An 18,554-nucleotide genomic window follows, 5' to 3' on the forward strand; every position below is an offset into this window, starting at 1 on the left:
GCAGAGAACAAACGTACACAACGGCAACAACCTTGCTGTGTTTTGAGCCTAGTTGCCGCTAATGAACGCGGACTGAACTCAAACATGCCCCGACTCGCTGGCGGACCAACTCATCAAGGGGGTTTCCGAACTGCCTTCAATAATGCGAGCGGCGGGTTGTTCGAAGTCGACCTCCAACACCAAACGCTGCTCGCCCTGTGACCACGCTAACCGCAGTCTAGACGATGATGGCTGATCCAGGTCAAAAGACCCGTCGAACGCTGAATGAGTGTTGCGCAATCGGATCAATTCGAGCAGTTGCTGTACCACGGGACGCTTCAGTTCGGTGCTCAGTTCATCCGGTTGATAATAGTGGCGGTTGATGTCGCGGCCGACGCTGGTGCGCTGGAGCAGGTCCAGATCGTTGCTGCCGGCGAGCAGGCCGGTGTAGTACACCTGAGGCACGCCGGGTGCGAAAAACTGCAACGCCCGGGCAATTAAATAATCGACATCGCGTTCGCCCAGAGCGGCGTAATAGGTGCAGTTCACCTGATACAGGTCGAGGTTGGACGCCGCCGCACCGGTCGCCAGCCGGCTTTCGCCCTGGCTGCGCTCGTGAATGGTTTCCACCAGTTGATCGATGGCTTGCGGTGCCAGCAGGCCGGGTTTGTCGCCATCGGCGCCGACGTCCATGACACCGATGCCGTCGTGTGTATCGAGCACGGTAATGCAGTTGCGCGGTGATATGGCCAGCCAGTTGGCCAGCGGTTTGGCGTCGCCGGTGAACAGCGCGTGCAGGATCAGCGGCGGCAGCGCAAAGTCGTAAACGCGACCCACGCGTTCGGCGATGTCGATCTGGGTTTGATAGTGGCTGTGAATCTCAACCAGGGTTTCCATGCCGCGCTCGGAGGCTGCGTCGCTCAGACGATGAATAAAGTCGAACGTCTCAGGCAACATAAAGCAGCGGGTGCCGGCGCGTTTGATGGCGTAGCCAGCGGCATCGAGACGGATCATCGACACCCCGCCGTCACGGAAGCGGTCAAGAATGGCGGTTAAGTAGCTCCAGCCCGCGTCGGATTCGACATCAATATCGAGTTGCTGCGGGGTAAAGGTGGTCCACAGCAGGCGCTTTTCGCCGCCGAGGTTGTATGGCGTCCACGGCAGGCTCGGGCGGGGTCGGTAGATCGCTGTCAGTTCGGCTTCTGTTGCGCCATCGGGAAACACCCGGTCGTAAGTCAGAAATAAGTCGTGCCACTGGCTGTTGCGACCGTTCGCCTGAACATCCAGGAACTGCGGTGAACGACTGGACAGATGGTTGACGATTAAATCGGCCATGACGGCCGTGTTCTGGCTCAGTTCGCGAACCTTGCTCCAGTCGCCCAGTCGAGGGTCGACACTGAGATGGTCGTCCGGATCAAAGCCCGCGTCACTGCCGTCGATGGGGGTATAAAATGGCAGCAAATGGATGCCGCCGAACAGGTTCGCTAGCGGGCCTTGCAAGAGTTTGTGCAGGGCGTTGAGGTCACTGCCGCTGAGGCGGTCTACGTAGGTAATCAGCTGAACTTGGTTGAGCATGGGCGGGCTTCTGTGGTGAGTCGCCACGAACCTTAGAAATCTTAAACGTTTAAGTAAAGCCTAAGCTGTGGTTAAAGAAGCACAAGCAGTGGTCGAAGAGGGAGATCTTTGACTTAACCGACACAGTGGCCGCTTAACGCTAAGTTTCGGCGCTGAGCTGCCGGTACAATGCCGATCCCTTATTGATGGAGGCCGACATGGTGCGTTGGTTTCTGCCACGGCGCGACGGCGATTTGGTTCGCGAAAAGGCGGTGGTGGCGTTCTGTTTTCTGGCGGTGCTGGTTGGGCTTTATTCGTTGCTCAAATGGCGCGCGTTCGATGTCACCGGCTTGCAGGTGACGGCGGTCATTTTGATGGCATTGGTGTTGCCGGTGCCTTGGTTGGTTCGCGCTGGTTTCTCGGTGGTGCTGGGGTCGAACCTGGCCATTGCCGGTATGGCCACTCACGCTTTGTTCTCGGCCTACCTGTTTGGCGGCATCGATTCGCAGTATCTGCTGTGGCTGGTCACGCTGATCGTGCTGGCTTATATGATGACCAACCCGGTGTGGGGATCGGTCTGGTCGTTACTGATGCTGGGCTTTGCCGGCTTCTTTGTATGGCTGAAGCTGAGCGGGCATGAATTTCCCGAACCGCCGCTGTCCGGCAGCGATTTGAACCGCGACATCGTCGTGGGGTATCTGTTGCCGGTGATGATGATCTGGGTGGGTCAGGCTTATATGCAGCGCATCACGCTTCAGGCCGTGGACGATGCCCGCGCCGCTGAACTGGCGGCCAGTGAGCAAAGCGATCGGCTGGAAACGGCCAGCAGTCGTATGAGCCAAGTAGTGGATCGCACTCGTGACGTCAGTACGCGGTTGGTGGATGCCACCTCGGAGCTGGCGTCGGTGCGCACTCAGGTGAATCTGGAATCGACCGAGCTGAACGACGTCAGCAGTCGTCAGGCCAGCCTCAGCCAGCAGCTGGCAGACAGCCTGGCGCGGGTGGATGAGATTATGACCGTCAGCGGTCAGACCTTGGCGCAGGTGGGAACGTCTTTGGATGCCACGCGTGAACAGTCCGATCAGACCCGGCAACTGGTAGCAGAACTGGTGGCAGAAATGTCGGCCATTAAATCCAGTAACGATCGCATTGAAGAAGCGTCTCAGGCGATCAGTGACATCGCTGCCCGCACCAACCTCTTGGCATTGAATGCGTCGATTGAAGCGGCGCGCGCGGGTGAGCATGGCCGTGGTTTTGCGGTCGTGGCTGACGAAGTGCGTGCGCTGTCGCTCAGCTCCGATACGTCGGCGAATGAAATTCGCGACCTGCTGACCGAAAGCGGTGAACGCATTACCCGTGGCATCAGCCAAAGTGAAGACAGCCAGCAGCGCGTGCAAGCCGTGGCCGATCAGGTGGCGTTGATGCGTGAGCGTTTTGCTGAATTGGAAGAGCAGCTCGGCCGCGTCGCCCGTGAAATGCAGTCGCTGGCCGCCGGTGGCCATGAGCTGAACGACAGCAGTGCGACGTCTTTAGCGACGGTTGAATCCATGACCGGTCGATTGGCGACTCTGGGTGAAGTGGCGGATGCCCTGCAGGAGGCCGCCGAAGAATTGCGTCAGACCACCACCGACTGAGATGGGCTGCTGCGTTCGCCTGCGTTGCTTGCGTGCCTGACCGCAAACCCGGACACTGCTGCACCTCGATTCGTACAACAATCCGTTCGAACCATCGCGTTTGAACCACAATAAAAACGAGGTCACCGTGTCCTATCGCGCCATTTTGGTGGCGGTCGGCTTTGCCGTCCTGGCCAATTTTTTCTGGGCGACCAATGCCATTGTCGGCAAATTGGCCGTTGCCTCTGTCCCTGCGTTTACCTTGTCGCAATTTCGCTGGTGGCTGGCGCTGTTGTTCATTGCGCCCTTTGGTGTGCCGTTCTTACGACGCCAGTGGTCGTGGTACCGCCTGCATTGGCGCAAGCTGGTGACGCTGTCGATCCTCAGTGTGACCCTGTACAACAGTTTTCAGTATTGGGCGCTGGAATACACCCAGCCGGTGAACATCGGTGCGCTGACCGCTTTGATGCCGGTGATGATCTTTATTCTTTCCGGCTGGTTTGGCCAGGGCCGGCTCAGCGCCGGTCAATGGTTGACGGCACTGATTGCCGTGCTGGGTGCGTACCTGGTGCTTACGCGGGGCCAGGGATTGAGTTTGGATGAACAAAGCTGGCGGGGTGACCTCTTGTTCATTCTCGGCCTGCTTGGCTGGTCCTGCTATTCGGTGTTGTTGAAATCGGTGCCGACGCACGAGGTGAATGGTCTGGGGTTGCTGACGTTTCTGATCGGCAGTGGCAGCCTGTTTATTGTGCCGTTTTGGCTCAGCGGATGGTTCACCGGCACCGCCTTAATACCGAGCGGTTCGGCTTGGTGGGCGGTGCTTTATGTGGCGATCTTCCCATCACTGGTGGCGTATTTTTCCTGGATCAAAGCCGTCAGTCATGGCAACCCCAGTATGGCCGGTTTGATGATGACCACCGCGCCACTGTTTAACGCCTTATTAACCTTGGTCGTTTTGCGGCAGCCGGTTCTGACGGTGCAATGGTTGGGCATTGGCTGCGTGGTTATCGGTGTGGCCCTGACACTGCTGCAAGCGGGCCATCGCGCCACAATGCCAAAGGAGTCATTGGAATGAAGCCGTTTCAATCATCGGCCTATGCAAGCCTGGCGCTGCTCTATTGTTTAGCGATGCTGTGGGTGCCTTTCACCGGTGACGCCGTCATTAAAGCCTTGCCCATCGTTTATCTTGCCGTGCTGGCCTGGCAAAACGGCGTACTGGGTTTGACGGGGGCGCTGGCCATCAGTGCGGTGGGTGATGTGTTGCTGGCGTTTGATCTGTTTGAACTGGGTCTGGCGGCTTTTTTGGTGGCTCAGCTTTGCTACGCCGCGCTCTTTGCCCGTCAATTCGAGTGGCGCGCTGATCGGCTGGCGCCGGCTTTAATGCTGCTGCTTTGGTGCGCTGCTTTACTGCTGTTGATCGTGCCGGTACTGGGGAATTTGAAGCTGCCGGTCTTCGCGTATTTGCTGGCCATTGTGTGTATGGGATTGTCGGCGCTGTTTAACCGTCAGTCTTTGTGGCCGGGAGTTGCCGGTGCGGCCTGTTTTATTGTGTCCGATTCGCTGATTGCGTTGGAGATGTTCACCGTTGCCCTGCCAGCTCATGGCTGGGCCATTATGGTGACTTATTATCTGGCTCAATGGTTACTGACGCAGGCATTGATTCAGTCTGGCAGGGCGACGCAATCTTCCAGAATGGCTTTTAACTGAGAGACACCCATGGCTTCCATGCGCTCAATGTTGCGCTGTGGAATGTCGGCCGTATCCGGGTAGCGTTCGATGGCATTCTCAAGTGACGCTTCGCGTAATACATGCAAGACAGGATAAGGCGAACGGTTGGTGTAATTTTCAGCATCGTCCAGTTCGGTGCCGGCAAATTGATAGTCCGGGTGGAACGTTGCGATCTGGAATACTCCTTCCAGATTTTTATATCGCAACAACGCATCGACCTGGTCGAGAAAGTTATTGAAGTCGAAAAAATCCAGCAGCGCTTGTGGGTGAATCAATAAGGTTGTTTCTATCTCTGGATTATCCTGCAGTCGGTTCAGTTCCGCATCCAGATCGACTAATAAATCGGCCTCGTCTTTGGCGCTGCAATGCACAAAACGGACGCTGTTTTTAACCAATTCCCGCTTGGCAAATGGGCACAGGTTTTCGCCGACGACGAGACGTTCCACCCAGTGGTGAACCGAACGGATGACAGGATCTTGGGTGTTCATCAGACGGTGGTTTTCTCCGGGCGAGACAGCAGCGTTTCCAGTCGTTGTGGGCGATAAAAGTGAAAGCCTTGTAATTCATCACAGCCCAAGCCGGTGAGAATTTTGACTTCCTGTTCGGTTTCCACGCCTTCGGCTACCACGCTTAATCCTAAGGTGTGACCCAAATTAATGATGGCCCGCACCAGCTCCAGATGTTTGCCACCGGCGGTCAGGCTTTGCACAAAGCGCTTATCGATTTTCAACACCGACAGTGGCAACGATTGCAGCATGCCAAGATTGGAATAACCGGTGCCAAAATCGTCCATCGCAAAGCGGATTCCCATGGCGGACAGATCGGTCAGAGTGGTCAGGGTGGTTTCCGATTCTTCCGTCACCGAGTGTTCAGTAATTTCAAACTCTACCCGCTCGGCCGGTACACCGGACATCTGGACTTCGGAGGCCACGTAGCGAACCAGGTCGGAATGCTCCAACTGTCGCGGTGATAAATTAATGGAGATCACCACGTCCGGTTCCAGCCGATCCAGGTTGGCGGCAAACTGCGACAGGGCTTCACGTATCACCCAGTTACCAATATCGACGATCAGGTGGCTGCCTTCGGCCAAAGGAATAAACTCGGCGGGGGAAACAAACCCCAGCACTTCACTTTCCCAGCGCAACAAGACTTCGATGCTTGACCAGCGATTGTCGACACTGGAAACCCGGGGTTGTAGCACCAGATGGAACTCGTTGTTGTTGAGGGCATTGGGCAACAAACGCATGACTTCCTGTCGCCGGTCGTTTTCCTGGTTCAATTGATCGGAGTAAAACTGATAAAAACCGCGCTCCACTTCTTTGGCTTTTTGCAGCGCCATTTCCGCTTTTTTGACCAGGCCTTCGTAATCTTGATCGTCTTCGGGGCAGGTGGCGATGCCCAGCGTAGCGGTCAAGCTGATGCGCCGATCATCCATTTCCAACACCTCCGACACCGACTTCAAAATGGTATCGGCCACAAAGATGGCGTGGCTGGGGTCTTTCAAGTTTTGCAAACAGGCGGCAAAGCGATCGCCTGACAACCGAGCAATGCTGTCGCTACGACGGGTGCAGCGCGCCAGTCGATCGGTCATCACCTTAAGCACTTCATCGCCAATGAAATGACCGTGGCTGGAATTGACGGCTTTGAAGTCGTCAAGGTCGATAATAATCAGCGCCAGATGGTTGCCATGACGGCGCGACAAACTGATCGCTTGCTGGACCTGTTTGCTGAAGAAATTACGATTGGACGCGCCCGTCAGCGAGTCGTAGTACGCCAGTTTTTTCAGCTCGGCTTCGGTCGATTTAATTTCGGTGATGTCACGCACCATGCCAGACATTTCACCATCGGCATTGATGGCCAGGCTGTGCTCTACCCAGATTAATGCCTCTTCGGTCATCACCCGATGTTCCAGACGTGTAAAGCCTGCTTCACCGGAGCGGATAAAGCGCATGTGCGATAAAACGTATTCACGGTCGGGTTCATAAATGTACCCGAGAATCTGTTTTTCGCTCAGGCACTCGCGCTCAGTGCCGAGCATTTCCGCCAGCGGCGAGGACAGCGAAAACTGCCGGTAATCATCCGTGGTCCAGGAACCCAAGCGACCCAGGCGTTGAGCTTCCAGCAATTCTTTTTCCTGAGCCTTCAGACGCAAGCGTTCGCGATCGCGGACGCGCATCAGGCGGTGCTGCCAACCGATGATGCCGAATAAGAACCCCCACAACACCAGGCCAACAGCGCGAGCGCCCCAGGGTGCCCAGGGAGAAGGTTGGAACCCTTGTTCGGGTTCGGCCTGAAATTGCCAATCGAACCCGGAGTGGAAGAAGTGCGCTTGAACCGCCCGTGGGCCCAATTCATTGCCGGTGAGTAATTCGTGGCTCTGGTCGCCGCGCTTGAGGTTCAGTTGCAAATTAATGCGTGAACCGGCCAGGGCCGCTCTCGACAGCAACCGATCGAGCGACAGTACGCCCGACACAATCATCTCTGATCGACCCGGAACGGGCAGGCGATAAATCAACGCCTCATCGCCTTGCAGGGTTTCAATGGGGCCGACGACCAGCGGCCGTTGTTGTTGCATCACCCACTCAATGGCGGTGCGTTGTTCGGGCACCGTGCGCATGTCCAGACCTTGTATGGCCAGGTTGTGTTCCGACAGCGGATAGACGTGGGTGATCACCAGGTCGTTTGTGATGGCGATGTTCAGGTAGGTGTAGTTCTGGGTTGGAATCAGATAGGTCAGCCAGCGCAGGTAAGCGGCTTGGCTGATGTCGTCGGCATTGGCGACCAGCAATGTGACGGCATCCAAGTGGCTGCGATTGACCACCAATTGGCTTTCTACCCGCTTAGCGATGACATTGAGATCGTCGGCCAGCTCTGCTTGACGGGAACTGATCTGCAGCTCCAGCACCAGGCCTTCCAGCCAGGTGGTCATGGGCACCGCAGGAACCGCGGCCAGTAATGCCAGCTTCAACAGCATCTGGCCCCGCCGGCCGCGCCAGATCGATACAGCCACGCAAAGCAAAGCCGTCAACGACAGAGCGACGTCGACCCACAAGTCCGAGCTGTAAAACGTGCTGCCCAGTAAAACAATGGCGAGGACCAGACTCAGGGCGGGCATGGTCGGCATCCGATCATGAACATAGTTCCCTGAGTATAGACAACTGACAACTAGTGACCACTAGGTAACAACTTCAATCCAACGGTTTCGATGCGGTCGCCAGTCATTTGACGGATAGTGAGCCGAACCGCGCCAAGACGCGTGCGATCGCCCACCACCGGGTGACGCCCTAAGCGCTGATGCAGCAGGCCGGACACGGTCAGTGAGCGTTCGGTGTCGTCGATGTTGAGGCCATAGGCGCTGGCCAGGTCAATCAACTGGGCGTCGGGGTGCAACACAAACTCCCCGTAGAAGTTATTGCTGGCGAGCAGACCGCCCTGGGTTTCACTGGAGAATTGACTGGCAACGTCGTCGACGTCTTCGCTGCGTAACAGCATCCAGACGCGGTCACCGGCCGTCAGTTCAACTTTGCCATCGAGTGGCAATGGCCGACCTTCGCGCACCAACGCCATCATGGCTGGGTTGATGGGATTGTCTTCGCCGACCCGAAACAGCGGTGACAGCACCGGTGAATCGGGTTCAACGCGGAATTCATCGACCTCCAGGGTGATCTGATCACTCGAGACCAGGCGATGCCGCTTAGCCGGCGCCGGCGCCGGCGGAATCAGCACTTTTAACCAGCGCGCCATCAACGGCACGGTTGAACCCTGCACCAGCAGCGACACCAACACCACGGCAAAGGTCACATTGAAAATGTATTGGGCATTCGACAAGCCGGCCATTACCGGATAAACCGCCAGCACAATGGGCACCGCCCCGCGCAGCCCGACCCAGCTGATGTAAAAGCGCTCGCGCCACTGAAAACGAAACGGCAGTAAGCAAAGCATGACCGCCAGCGGCCGGGCGATCAAAATCAAAAAGGCGGCGATGGCGCCCGCGGTCGGCGCGAAGTAAAACACTTCATTCGGCGCCACCAGCAAACCAAGAATCAAAAACATACCGGCCTGAGCCAGCCAGGCCAGACCGTCCATAATCTGCGACACCGGCTCAGATGGCCCGGTACGCGCATTGCCCAGCATCAATCCGACCAGATAGACCGCCAGATAACCACTGCCACCCAGGCGGTTCACACCGGCAAAGACCACCAGTCCGAACGAGACCACCAACAACGCCTGCAGACCATCGGCCAGGCGCAGATGCTGCACCAGTCGCACCAGCAGCCAGCCACCGCCGACACCGATCAGCGCGCCCAGCGCAAATTGCTGCGTCAATAATGTCACCAAGGGCAGCCAGGACAGTTCCGCCTCGCCTTGAATCAGATCGACGATAACAATGACCAGCAGAATCGCCATCGGATCGTTGGCGCCGGACTCCAATTCCAGGGTACCGCCGACCCGCTCATTCAGGCGTATGCCGGAATTGCGCAACAGATTGAACACCGCCGCGGCATCGGTGGAGCCGACAATGGCACCCAATAACAGGCCAAAGAGGGGGCTGACGCCCAGCAGCCAGGTGGCGAAAACGCCCAAGGCACTGGCGGTCAGCACCACGCCGACGGTGGCCAATGACAGGGATGGCCAAAAGGCCGCTCGGAAGGTCGATGTTTTGGTGCGCATGCCGCCGTCGAGCAGAATGATGGCCAGCGCCAGATTGCCGACCAGGAACGCCTGGTCAAAATTATCGAACGGGATTCGGCCCAAACCGTCTTCGCCGGCCAGCATGCCAATGGCCAGAAACAGCAACAGAAAGGGCAAGCCAAGACGCACGGTCAGTGTGCTGGCCAGAATGCCGATCAACACCAGCAGGCCAGCGATCAGTAAAAAGAGGTTGGCATCTAACGGCACGCGCTAATCCTTAATCATGTCAGCGTTCAGCATACCGCAAAGGCGGGCGGTGACGCAGTGATGCGACGCTCAAGCGACGGTTGGATCGTCCAGTGGGCACAGCCCAACACCGAGGCCGGTGCCCAACGTCACCATGATGGCAGGCACCGGACTGGGAAACGCCAAAGCCGCGGCGCTGCTGTCGTGCATCAGGCTGACGAGTCGGCCCAGTCCCGCCTTCGGTAACCATTGTTGATCCAGGCTGTGCGCCAGGTGCGGGCTGTCATCAATCAGGCGGTGGTAAACACCGGAGCGGTAATCGTATGGCTGACCGTCCTTCATATAACACGCCAGACTGATGGCCGTGGGTAAGGCGGTGCCAACGGCCATGCGGCTGTCGTGTAACACCGCCTGAAAGGCATCGGCGCGAAACAGACCGTCGTCGTTCAGCCAGTGATCCACATTCAATTCGGGCAAGGACTGTAACTTGCCGCGTTCATCAACCAGACCGCGCTTAATGCCGGTAGCGCCGAAATCCATCACCAGCAAGGGGGACGGTTGCGACCACAGCGTGGCCAAACCGACCAGACCGGTTTGACCGCCATAAGGCGACAACGCCAATTCCCGGCCGTCCAGCCCGCCGGTGAGTGCGGCCATCAGCGCACGACCAAAGGCATCGCTGCTCAAACCGCCACCCAGGACCAGCCGCTGGCATTGGCGCCAACAGTGCGCATACCCTTGCTGGAAGGGGCTGCCCTGGGCCCAGTAATCGGCGCGCAAAGCGGTTTTTAAAACTGTCATTAACCGGTTGGCATAGCGCGTTAGTATGCATTCGTCCTGGGGGTTTCGGGCATCGAAGGTGCGCAAAAACTGCCGCACTGAGCGCTCATCGCCCGGGTCCTCATCGAGCATCAAACCATGCAACGCCTGGGTCGAAACCCAATGGCGCGCGGGCCGGGTTGGTTCGCCCGGCAGTGTCACTGGCAGTCGGTTAAGTGACGCTTCCGGCGTCAGTGTCAGCATGGCATTGGCGATCACGGGTGGCCTGACGGTAACTGAAAATATCGGGCCACCTTAGTTCCGGCTGGGCGACTTGAACAGCCAAAACGTGTCAGAATATGGCCGACAAAAAGCGTGAGCCAACGCGCTCGCAACAACATTGAGGACGCTCATGGTCACATTGTTTCATCAGGTCGATATCGACGCGCCCGCTGCCCGCATCTGGGAGCAACTGACGACCCGAACCGGATTGCAATCCTGGTGGTCGGGTACTGTCAGCATTGCCGGTGGCGATAGCTGGCGCTTCACCAGCAGCGACCTGGAAGCGCCGATTACGGTGCGAGTGGTAGAAGAAGAGCCCGACCTGCGACTGGAATGGCTGTGTGTGCAAGGTGCGCCGGACTGGGAAAACACGCTGATCCTGTGGACGCTAAAGCGTGCCAAACAAGGGTTCAGTGTTTGCCTGGAACACCGCGATTGGCGTCTCGATGAAGCCAGCCTGGCAGCCGAAAACACCCGCTGGGGAGAGCGACTGATCAAACTGCGCGCCAACTGCCACCACAACGACGAACTGCCTCACAACGACGATGATCTGAGCGTCTGGACTTAAGCGTCCCGCTCAGCTTCGCAGGAGAACCCGGAATATGACTGGCTCGGTGTTAACCGAACTGTGGACCTCGCTGTTACTGTCGGCGTTGGTCGGTGCTGCCCTGGCGGGCGGCGGTATGGCGATCGTGCGTCAACGTCTGCTGAAAGCGTTACAGCAACAGCAAAGCGACTTGCAACAGGCGCGTTTCGAAACCCAGATGGCGGAGCGTCAGCGTGGCGATACCCAGGCCGAGCTGGACGCCAGCCGGGCGCGATTGCAGCAGCTGGAATCGTCGCTAAACGACAGCAACAACCAGATGGCGCGACTGGAAACTCAGCATCGAGCCGATGCGCGTCACTATGAAGAACAGATTCAATTGCTCAAAGAAAACAAAGAGCAGTTGAAGCAGGAATTTTCCAATTTGGCGAATGAGATTTTCGACCACAAAGGCAAACGTTTTGCCGAACAAAGTCAGGAAAATCTCAATGCGTTGCTAAAGCCATTTCGTGAGCAGGTGGAGCAATTCCGAAAGCGCGTTGATGACATTCATACCCAGGACACTCAGGGTCGCGCCGAGCTGAAAACCCAGCTCGATTCGCTGAAAGAAATGAACAATCAGTTGAATCAGCAGGCCGGCGATTTAACCCGGGCGTTACGCGGTGATAAAAAATTGCAGGGTAACTGGGGTGAGTTGCAAGTCGAACGTATTTTGGAAAGTGCCGGTTTGCAGCGCGGTCGAGAGTTTGAACGCGAAGCTAATTTTAAAGACGAAGACGGCCAGAACCGACGTCCGGATTTCATTGTTTATTTACCCGATGGCAAACACCTGATCATCGATTCAAAAGTGTCGCTGAACGATTATCAGCAGTACATTAGCGCCGAAGACGATCTGGAACGTGACGCGGCTTTGAAGCGCCACATCGGATCGGTTCGTCAGCACATTCGCTCGTTAAGCGATAAAGATTATCCGCATTTGGAAGGCATGAAGGCGCCGGATTTTGTATTGATGTTTATGCCGGTGGAGCCTGCTTTTATCGCGGCATTCCAGGCAGACCCGCAGCTGTTTAACGATGGCTTTGAACGCAACATTGTGGTGGTAACGCCAACCACCTTGCTGGCAACGCTGCGCACCGTCGCCAACCTCTGGACGCTGGAGCGGCAAAACGATAACGCCAAAAAACTCTTCGATCAGGCGGGCAAGGTGTACGACAAACTGCGCATCTTTGCCGAGAAGATGGAGAAATTGGGCAATCAGTTAGGCACCGCACAACGCACTTACGATGACGCCTGGAGTTCGTTGCGCGATGGTCGAGGTTCACTGGTGCGGCAGGTGGAAGTGTTGGAAGAGTTGGGCGCATCGGTGCGGCGTAAATTGCCGGAATCGGTTGCCACCGGTTTGGGCTCAGATGACGCAGACAGTGCTTCTGTGGATACCGACTGATACAGGAATGGCTCGGCGGTTTTAGCGCTCGTCCGGGCTTCTGCTTTCCACAAATTTTTTAAAGCGTCGCATTGTTTTCAGCGATTCTTTGCGGAAAGCACCGGGTAAAAACCACGTCATCAGTTTCATCCAGCCAGTGCCGATGAATTCATTGTCGGCATGCCAGCGTGTTGAGCCGCCTAAGTCTTCGAAACGATTAACCATCTGATTGCTCATGCCGGAGGTCTCAAAACGCATGGCGATGCGTTCTGGCAAGTGACGCTCGAGCACGGTTTCGATCATTTCCATCTCCCGTTTGCCCATGCGGTATACCAGTCGCACCTGGCTGTCGGGTTGACCGGGAATACCGGCAATGGGCTCCAGTTCAATCAGATCGGGCTGCCAGGTGGGCAGATGGTCGGGGTTATCAAACAGCTCGACGACTTCGTCCCGAGGCCGTTTGATGTCCACGTGTACGCTGTATTTCATGACGCAACTCCTGCCTGTTCACCCGACAGTCGCCAGCTTAGGCGGCCAATCGAATGTTGTCGATGCGGCTGACAAATAGCTACCAATGGATACACTAGCCACTCACTCCCATTAAGTCGTCTTATGTCTGATCTCAGTCTGGTGCAGCTTGGTCTGATCGCTTTGGTGTTTGTCTGGAGCGGTTTTGTCCGTTCTGGTCTGGGTTTTGGCGGGGCGGCATTGTCGTTGCCGTTCCTGTTATTAATCGCCGACAGGCCGGTCGTGTTTCTGCCGATCATCGGCATTCATTTGCTGGTGTTTTCGTCGTTGACGGTCTGGCAAAGTCATCGTCAATCGCGAGCATCTGACCAGACTGACGGCGGCACAGTCGATTGGCACTATTTGGGTAAGTTACTGGCGCTGCTGCTGATCCCTAAACTGATCGGGGTTTTTGGCTTGCTGACGCTGCCCGATGCTGTGATGAGTGGCATTATTTTTGTCATCGTTGGCAGCTATTCGATCAGCTACATCCTGAATAAACCCTTCCAAAGCAATTCCAAAGCGCTGGAAATTGTGTTCATTATTCTCGGTGGCTATATCAGTGGCGCATCGCTGGTCGGCGCGCCGTTATTGATTGCCGTAGCGGCACAGCATGTCGCGCGCCATCAGTTGCGCGATACGCTTTTTGCGCTTTGGTTTGTGCTGGTGTGTATCAAGCTGGGTGCGTTTGTAGCCTTTGATGTCGACCTGCAATTACTGGCGGCATTGTATTTGTTGCCCGCTGCAGCCTTAGGGCATGTTCTAGGGTTGCGTTTCCACTCCTTGCTCCAACGCGCTGACTCACGTCAGTTCTACCGCGGGCTGGGCTGGGTGTTGCTGATCACCAGCTCTGTCGGGGTGGTGCAGGTTCTGCTTTGATTGGGTTGTAAAATCCGTGGCCGGTCATAAAACCCTGACAGAGTGACGTTAAGTCACTCTGTCTATCCGTCTTCGACGGATACCGGGTTTTACCCCCAGTCCTCAATCGGGAAACCGCCGTATTGTTCGCCCAGCCAGGCGAGGCCGGCTTCGGACTCGGCGATGCTGTCGAGTTCGGCTTCCTGGGCGCGGGTTTCGAACGGCAGTTGATCCGGGAAGACGTGCAGCAGGCCTGTCAGCCACCAGCTGAAGCGTTCGGTTTTCCACACCCGCGCCAGCGCCACTTCGGAATACCGATCCAGCAGGCTGTCGTTGTTTTCCTTGAAGTGCGTGGTTAGCGCGCGCCACAGGTAATAGACGTCACTGGCGGCCAGGTTCAGACCTTTGGCGCCAGTTGGTGGCACGATGTGAGCGGCGTCACCGGCCAGAAACAGATTGCCGAAGCGCATCGGCTCGGAGACGAATGAACGCAGGGGTGCGATGGACTTTTCAATCGACGGTCCGGTGACGATCTGCTTGGCAATGTCGGGCGGAAAGCGCTGGGTCAGTTCGTCCCAGAAACGGTCGTCCGACCAGTTTTCTACTTTGTCGTCCATAGAGCACTGAACGTAGTAACGGCTCAGCATTGGGCTGCGTTGCGACGCCAGTGCAAAGCCGCGCTCGTGCTGTACGTACCAAAGGTCTTCGAGCGGCGGGGTTTCTGACATCACGCCCAGCCAGCCGAACGGATACACCTTCTCGAAGGTTTTCTGAACCGACTCAGGAATGGAGCGACGCGATACACCATGGAAACCATCACAGCCAGCGATGAAATCGCAGTCGATGCGGTGTTGTTCGCCGTCTTTGCTGAAGGTGACGTAAGACGATTGATCGGTCAGCTCGTGCAGTACCACGTCTTCGGCTTCATGCCAGACCTGACCACCGATGTTGTCCATTTCGGCGTAGAGGTCTTCGGTGATGTACGTCTGGCCGTAGGCCATCAGCTTGCGCTTGGAGTACTTGAAGGAATCGATCATCAGGTGGCGCTCGCCCTTCCAGGCGACGCGGGTGCCGTCGTGGGCGTGACCTTGCTTATCCATGCGTTCGCTGACGCCGGCTCGGCGCAGCAGTTCCACCGCGCTCCATTCGAGAATGCCAGCGCGGATACGCTCTAACACGTGCGCCCGGGTGGCGCGTTCGATAACGATGGAATCGATGCCTTCGCGGTACAACAGGATGGACAGCAGCATGCCGGCTGGCCCGCCGCCGATGATGGCGACCTGAGTCTTTTGAGTCTGGCTCATGCATTACCTCCGCTGGTGATTGTTGTTGTCAGTCTGGTACAAGCCGTTATCGAAGCAAAGTACCACCACCCACCCTATTGCTGTAGATGATAAATTGGTTAGCATGATAACTAATGGTTATAGAGTAATGGAGCACCCATGAAGCTCGATCTGATTGAAGCCTTTATGGCGACGCTGCACAGCGGCAGCATTCGTGCCGCCGCCAAGGCGTTGCATCAGTCACAGCCGGGGGTGTCGAAAAAGCTGCGTCAACTGGAAGCCGAGCTGGGCGTGCCGCTGATTACCCGGTCGCAAAAGGGCATTGATCTGACGCGGTATGGCGAGGCGTTTGCCGTGCGTGCCCGGGCGATTCTCAATGAAACCGATCGCGCTCTGGATGAAATGAAACAATTGCGCGGTGAGTTGGAAGGGGCGGTGCGCATCGTGTTGGCGCCATCGTCGTGTGTCGATCTGGTGCCGCAGGCGGTGCGCCTGTTCCAGCGCGATTGCCCGCAGGTGCGCCTGGATATCTACGAAGGCTTGCAAGCCTTGGCGATTGATCAACTGCGCGCCGGTCATATCGATTTTGCCGTCTGCCCGCTGTGGGAGCCGTTGTCGGAATCGGAGTTTATAGTCGAGGAAATCGAGCGGATGCGGATGGCGGTGGTGACCAGTGTGACCAGCCGCTATCGCGAGTCCACCCGTTTGGCGCAGCTTGATCCGGCGGACTGGGTGCATGTGGGTGCCGGTGCCAACATCAGCCCTCTGGTGGTGAAGATTTTCGAACGAGCCGGACTCGCCGCACCGCAGCCACGCATGGAGTGTTACTCAATGACCTCGACGCTGGCGCTGCTGGTGCATTCCGAAGCGGTAGCGTTGCTGCCAGCCAAACTGGCGCAGCAGCCGCAGTACCGCGATTTACTGGTGGAGGTGCCGGTGCGCGACACCATCCCCGACTATCCGCTGTACATCATTCACCGTCGCGAAAGCCCGCTAACACCCGCCAGCCGGGTATTAGCGTCGACCTTCGCTCGGGTTGCTGGCGCCAAGCACTGAGCGCTCAGTCGGTCTCGCTGAACATTTCCGTGTCGATTTCCGCCAGCGTCGCTTTGCCGTAGCGCGGACCACTGACGGTGTCTTTGTTGATCAACCGATCCAGCTCATCGACCACACTCTGGCTCAGCTTGACGTCCGCCGCTGCCAGGTTGTCTTTCATGTGCTGGATATGCGTGGTGCCGGGTATGGCCACAATGGACGGCGAACGGTGCAGCACCCAGGCCAGGGCCAGTTGCGCCACCGTCACTTGGTGTTCCGCCGCGAGCGTTTTCATCGGTTCCAGCAAAGCCAGGTTTTTGGCGTAGTGCTCGGTGGTAAAGCGTGGCATCTGACGGCGGATATCGCCTTCGGGCAGGCGCGAAGGATCAATCAATTTGGCGCCAAGATAGCCGCGCGCCAGTGGGCTGAAGGCGACAAAGGTGACGCCCATTTCTTCGCACGCTTTGATCACGGCAATTTCCGCATTGCGCGTCCACAGCGAGTATTCGGTTTGTACTGCGGCAATGGGGTGAACGGCGTGCGCCTTGCGCAGAGTGTCAGCCGAGACTTCCGACAAACCCAGTTCGCGCACCTTACCTTCTTTAACCAGATCGGCCATGGCGCCGACGCTGTCTTCGATGGGCACGTTTTTATCCCAGCGATGCAGGTAATACAGGTCGATCACCTCGGTGTTCAGACGCTGCAGCGCGGCTTCGCAGGTTTCTTTAATCACGTCCGGGCGACCATCGATGGCGCGTTTGCCGTCTGGGCCTTTGAACATGCCGCATTTGCTGGCCAGATAGAACTCGTCACGACGATGCATGATACCGCGACCGAGCAGAGATTCGTTTTTACCAAAGCCATAGAGGGCGGCGGTATCGAGGTGGTCGTAGCCAGCATCCAGTGCTGCGTTGAGCAGTTTGATGCCGTCTTCCTCCGATGGACGCGGCCCATAGGCGTGCGAGAGGTTCATGCAACCCAGGCCAATGGCGCGAGTGTCTTTCAATGTGTTCATGCGTTCCTCCGCGAACGTTTTGCCGTCGATAAGTAAAGCTGATAAAGACCCTCCAGTGTAGCGCCCACAGGCGTTGCATGTTTAGTACGCTGTGTTGCATGGGTGACGATGGTTGGGGAGACGCCACCCACCCTTGATGGCCGAAAACCGGTATGGTTAAACGCTCTATCAGTGTGAGGAGTTGGTTATGAAATGGGTGTCTTTTATGCATCGAGGTGAGGTCGGTTTTGGTGTGTTGGATACCTATGGCGTGCGCGATGCCCGTGCCTTGGCCCCGACGCTTAAAGCGCTGCTGCGCGGTGCTGGATTAGCGGGCGTGCAGCAATGGGATGATCTGCCGTTGATTCGCTTCGATGACATAACCTATTTGCCGGTGATTCCTGATGCCGAAAAAATTTACTGCATTGGCATCAACTACGCGCGCCATATCGTCGAAACAGGCATGCCCAAACCGGAACATCCGATGATCTTTACTCGTTATGCTGACACCCAGGTTGGTCATGGTCAGCCGCTGATTATTCCTAAGGTATCGCATCGTTTTGATTACGAAGGTGAGCTGGCAGTAATCATTGGCAAAACAGCGCGCCATGTAACGGCCGACGAGGCTCTGGATTATATTGCCGGTTACAGTTGCTACAACGATGCATCGGTTCGTGACTGGCAGGTTCATACCTCGCAATTTACGCCAGGGAAGAACTTTCCCGGCAGCGGCGGATTCGGTCCGGCTTTGGTGACGACTGATGAGATTCCCGATCCATCGCAACTGCATTTAACGACCGAGCTCAATGGCGAGGTCATGCAAGAGACCGACGTCAGTGATCTGGTGTTTGATGTGCCGCATCTGATCGAATACATCAGTACGTTCTCGCAACTCAACCCTGGCGATGTAATCGTCACCGGTACCCCAGGTGGTGCGGGCGCCTTTCGAAAGCCAAGAGTTTGGTTGAAGGCGGGCGATGACGTTCGGGTAAGAATCAGTAAGGTCGGTGAGTTAACGAATTCAGTGATGCAGGAAAGTTGATGGTTTTCAGCGAGCAAAGAACCGTCATCTAATTGGCATATTTTCGGCAGGGCTCAATTATCTGGCGAGAAACCG

16 protein-coding genes are annotated in these 18,554 nt (G+C 56.8%); 8 read left to right on the top strand and 8 right to left on the bottom strand.

The features are described 5' to 3' along the window. Positions 1–78: 78 nt before the first annotated feature. Positions 79–1,554 carry a sucrose phosphorylase gene (gene gtfA / locus BGP77_RS06245; RefSeq protein WP_108163854.1) on the bottom strand — a complete coding sequence of 492 codons (1,476 nt, stop codon included), beginning with the start codon at positions 1,552–1,554 and terminating at the stop codon, positions 79–81. Positions 1,555–1,751: 197 nt separating this feature from the next. Between gtfA and BGP77_RS06250 the strand changes: the two genes are divergently transcribed. The 3 genes from BGP77_RS06250 (at position 1,752) to BGP77_RS06260 (ending at position 4,853) form a co-directional block, all read left to right on the top strand. Next, entirely contained in the window at positions 1,752–3,167 is a 1,416-nt protein-coding gene (locus tag BGP77_RS06250; RefSeq protein ID WP_158269288.1) for a methyl-accepting chemotaxis protein, read from the top strand. Positions 3,168–3,294: 127 nt separating this feature from the next. After that, the gene (locus tag BGP77_RS06255; RefSeq protein ID WP_146171203.1) at positions 3,295–4,221 is read left to right on the top strand and encodes a DMT family transporter; all 927 of its coding nucleotides are present in this window, start codon (positions 3,295–3,297) and stop codon (positions 4,219–4,221) included. Continuing rightward, positions 4,218–4,853, top strand: coding sequence for a lysoplasmalogenase (locus BGP77_RS06260; RefSeq protein ID WP_158269289.1), 636 nt, complete (start codon positions 4,218–4,220; stop codon positions 4,851–4,853). The genes BGP77_RS06255 and BGP77_RS06260 overlap by 4 nt, the downstream gene beginning before the upstream one ends. Here BGP77_RS06260 and BGP77_RS06265 read toward each other — a convergent pair. The 4 genes from BGP77_RS06265 to BGP77_RS06280 all read right to left on the bottom strand — a co-directional run bounded on the left by BGP77_RS06265 (position 4,808) and on the right by BGP77_RS06280 (position 10,790). Beyond that, positions 4,808–5,362, bottom strand: a complete 555-nt coding sequence (locus tag BGP77_RS06265) for a DUF1415 domain-containing protein (protein ID WP_108163858.1) — start codon at positions 5,360–5,362, stop codon at positions 4,808–4,810. The genes BGP77_RS06260 and BGP77_RS06265 overlap by 46 nt on opposite strands. After that, positions 5,362–7,989, bottom strand: a complete 2,628-nt coding sequence (locus BGP77_RS06270; RefSeq protein WP_158269290.1) for an EAL domain-containing protein — start codon at positions 7,987–7,989, stop codon at positions 5,362–5,364. Before BGP77_RS06270 ends, BGP77_RS06265 begins: the two co-directional genes overlap by 1 nt. 50 nt (positions 7,990–8,039) lie before the next feature. Next, a complete protein-coding gene (locus BGP77_RS06275) occupies positions 8,040–9,773 on the bottom strand; it encodes a potassium/proton antiporter (RefSeq protein ID WP_199224207.1) in 1,734 nt (577 codons plus the stop codon). Positions 9,774–9,842: 69 nt separating this feature from the next. Then, complete coding sequence (locus BGP77_RS06280) at positions 9,843–10,790, bottom strand: hypothetical protein (RefSeq protein WP_108163860.1); 948 nt, start codon at positions 10,788–10,790, stop codon at positions 9,843–9,845. 133 nt (positions 10,791–10,923) lie between these two features. Between BGP77_RS06280 and BGP77_RS06285 the strand changes: the two genes are divergently transcribed. Beyond that, positions 10,924–11,361 carry an SRPBCC domain-containing protein gene (locus tag BGP77_RS06285; RefSeq protein ID WP_108163861.1) on the top strand — a complete coding sequence of 146 codons (438 nt, stop codon included), beginning with the start codon at positions 10,924–10,926 and terminating at the stop codon, positions 11,359–11,361. Positions 11,362–11,395: 34 nt separating this feature from the next. Beyond that, positions 11,396–12,781 carry a DNA recombination protein RmuC gene (gene rmuC, locus BGP77_RS06290; protein ID WP_108163862.1) on the top strand — a complete coding sequence of 462 codons (1,386 nt, stop codon included), beginning with the start codon at positions 11,396–11,398 and terminating at the stop codon, positions 12,779–12,781. A 21-nt stretch (positions 12,782–12,802) separates the two neighbouring features. On the opposite strand, the gene BGP77_RS06295 is transcribed toward rmuC, so the two are convergent. Then, on the bottom strand, positions 12,803–13,249 hold the full coding sequence (locus tag BGP77_RS06295) for an SRPBCC family protein (RefSeq protein WP_108163863.1): 447 nt from the start codon (positions 13,247–13,249) through the stop codon (positions 12,803–12,805). Positions 13,250–13,372: 123 nt separating this feature from the next. Between BGP77_RS06295 and BGP77_RS06300 the strand changes: the two genes are divergently transcribed. Further along, entirely contained in the window at positions 13,373–14,146 is a 774-nt protein-coding gene (locus BGP77_RS06300; protein ID WP_108163864.1) for a TSUP family transporter, read from the top strand. Between the two features lie 89 nt (positions 14,147–14,235). On the opposite strand, the gene pobA is transcribed toward BGP77_RS06300, so the two are convergent. After that, a complete protein-coding gene (gene pobA, locus BGP77_RS06305; RefSeq protein WP_108163865.1) occupies positions 14,236–15,429 on the bottom strand; it encodes a 4-hydroxybenzoate 3-monooxygenase in 1,194 nt (397 codons plus the stop codon). A 138-nt stretch (positions 15,430–15,567) separates the two neighbouring features. On the opposite strand from pobA, the gene BGP77_RS06310 reads away from it, so the two are divergent. Further along, positions 15,568–16,464 carry a LysR family transcriptional regulator gene (locus BGP77_RS06310; RefSeq protein ID WP_108163866.1) on the top strand — a complete coding sequence of 299 codons (897 nt, stop codon included), beginning with the start codon at positions 15,568–15,570 and terminating at the stop codon, positions 16,462–16,464. Between the two features lie 4 nt (positions 16,465–16,468). Here BGP77_RS06310 and BGP77_RS06315 read toward each other — a convergent pair whose 3' ends face one another. After that, positions 16,469–17,458, bottom strand: coding sequence for an aldo/keto reductase (locus BGP77_RS06315; protein ID WP_233252314.1), 990 nt, complete (start codon positions 17,456–17,458; stop codon positions 16,469–16,471). 187 nt (positions 17,459–17,645) lie between these two features. Here BGP77_RS06315 and BGP77_RS06320 point away from each other — a divergent pair, with 187 nt between their 5' ends. Continuing rightward, positions 17,646–18,479, top strand: a complete 834-nt coding sequence (locus tag BGP77_RS06320; protein ID WP_108163867.1) for a fumarylacetoacetate hydrolase family protein — start codon at positions 17,646–17,648, stop codon at positions 18,477–18,479. The last annotated feature ends 75 nt before the right edge of the window (positions 18,480–18,554 follow it).

Origin of the sequence: Saccharospirillum sp. MSK14-1, from assembly GCF_003054965.1 — a bacterium.
In the GTDB taxonomy this organism is placed as follows: domain Bacteria; phylum Pseudomonadota; class Gammaproteobacteria; order Pseudomonadales; family Natronospirillaceae; genus Saccharospirillum.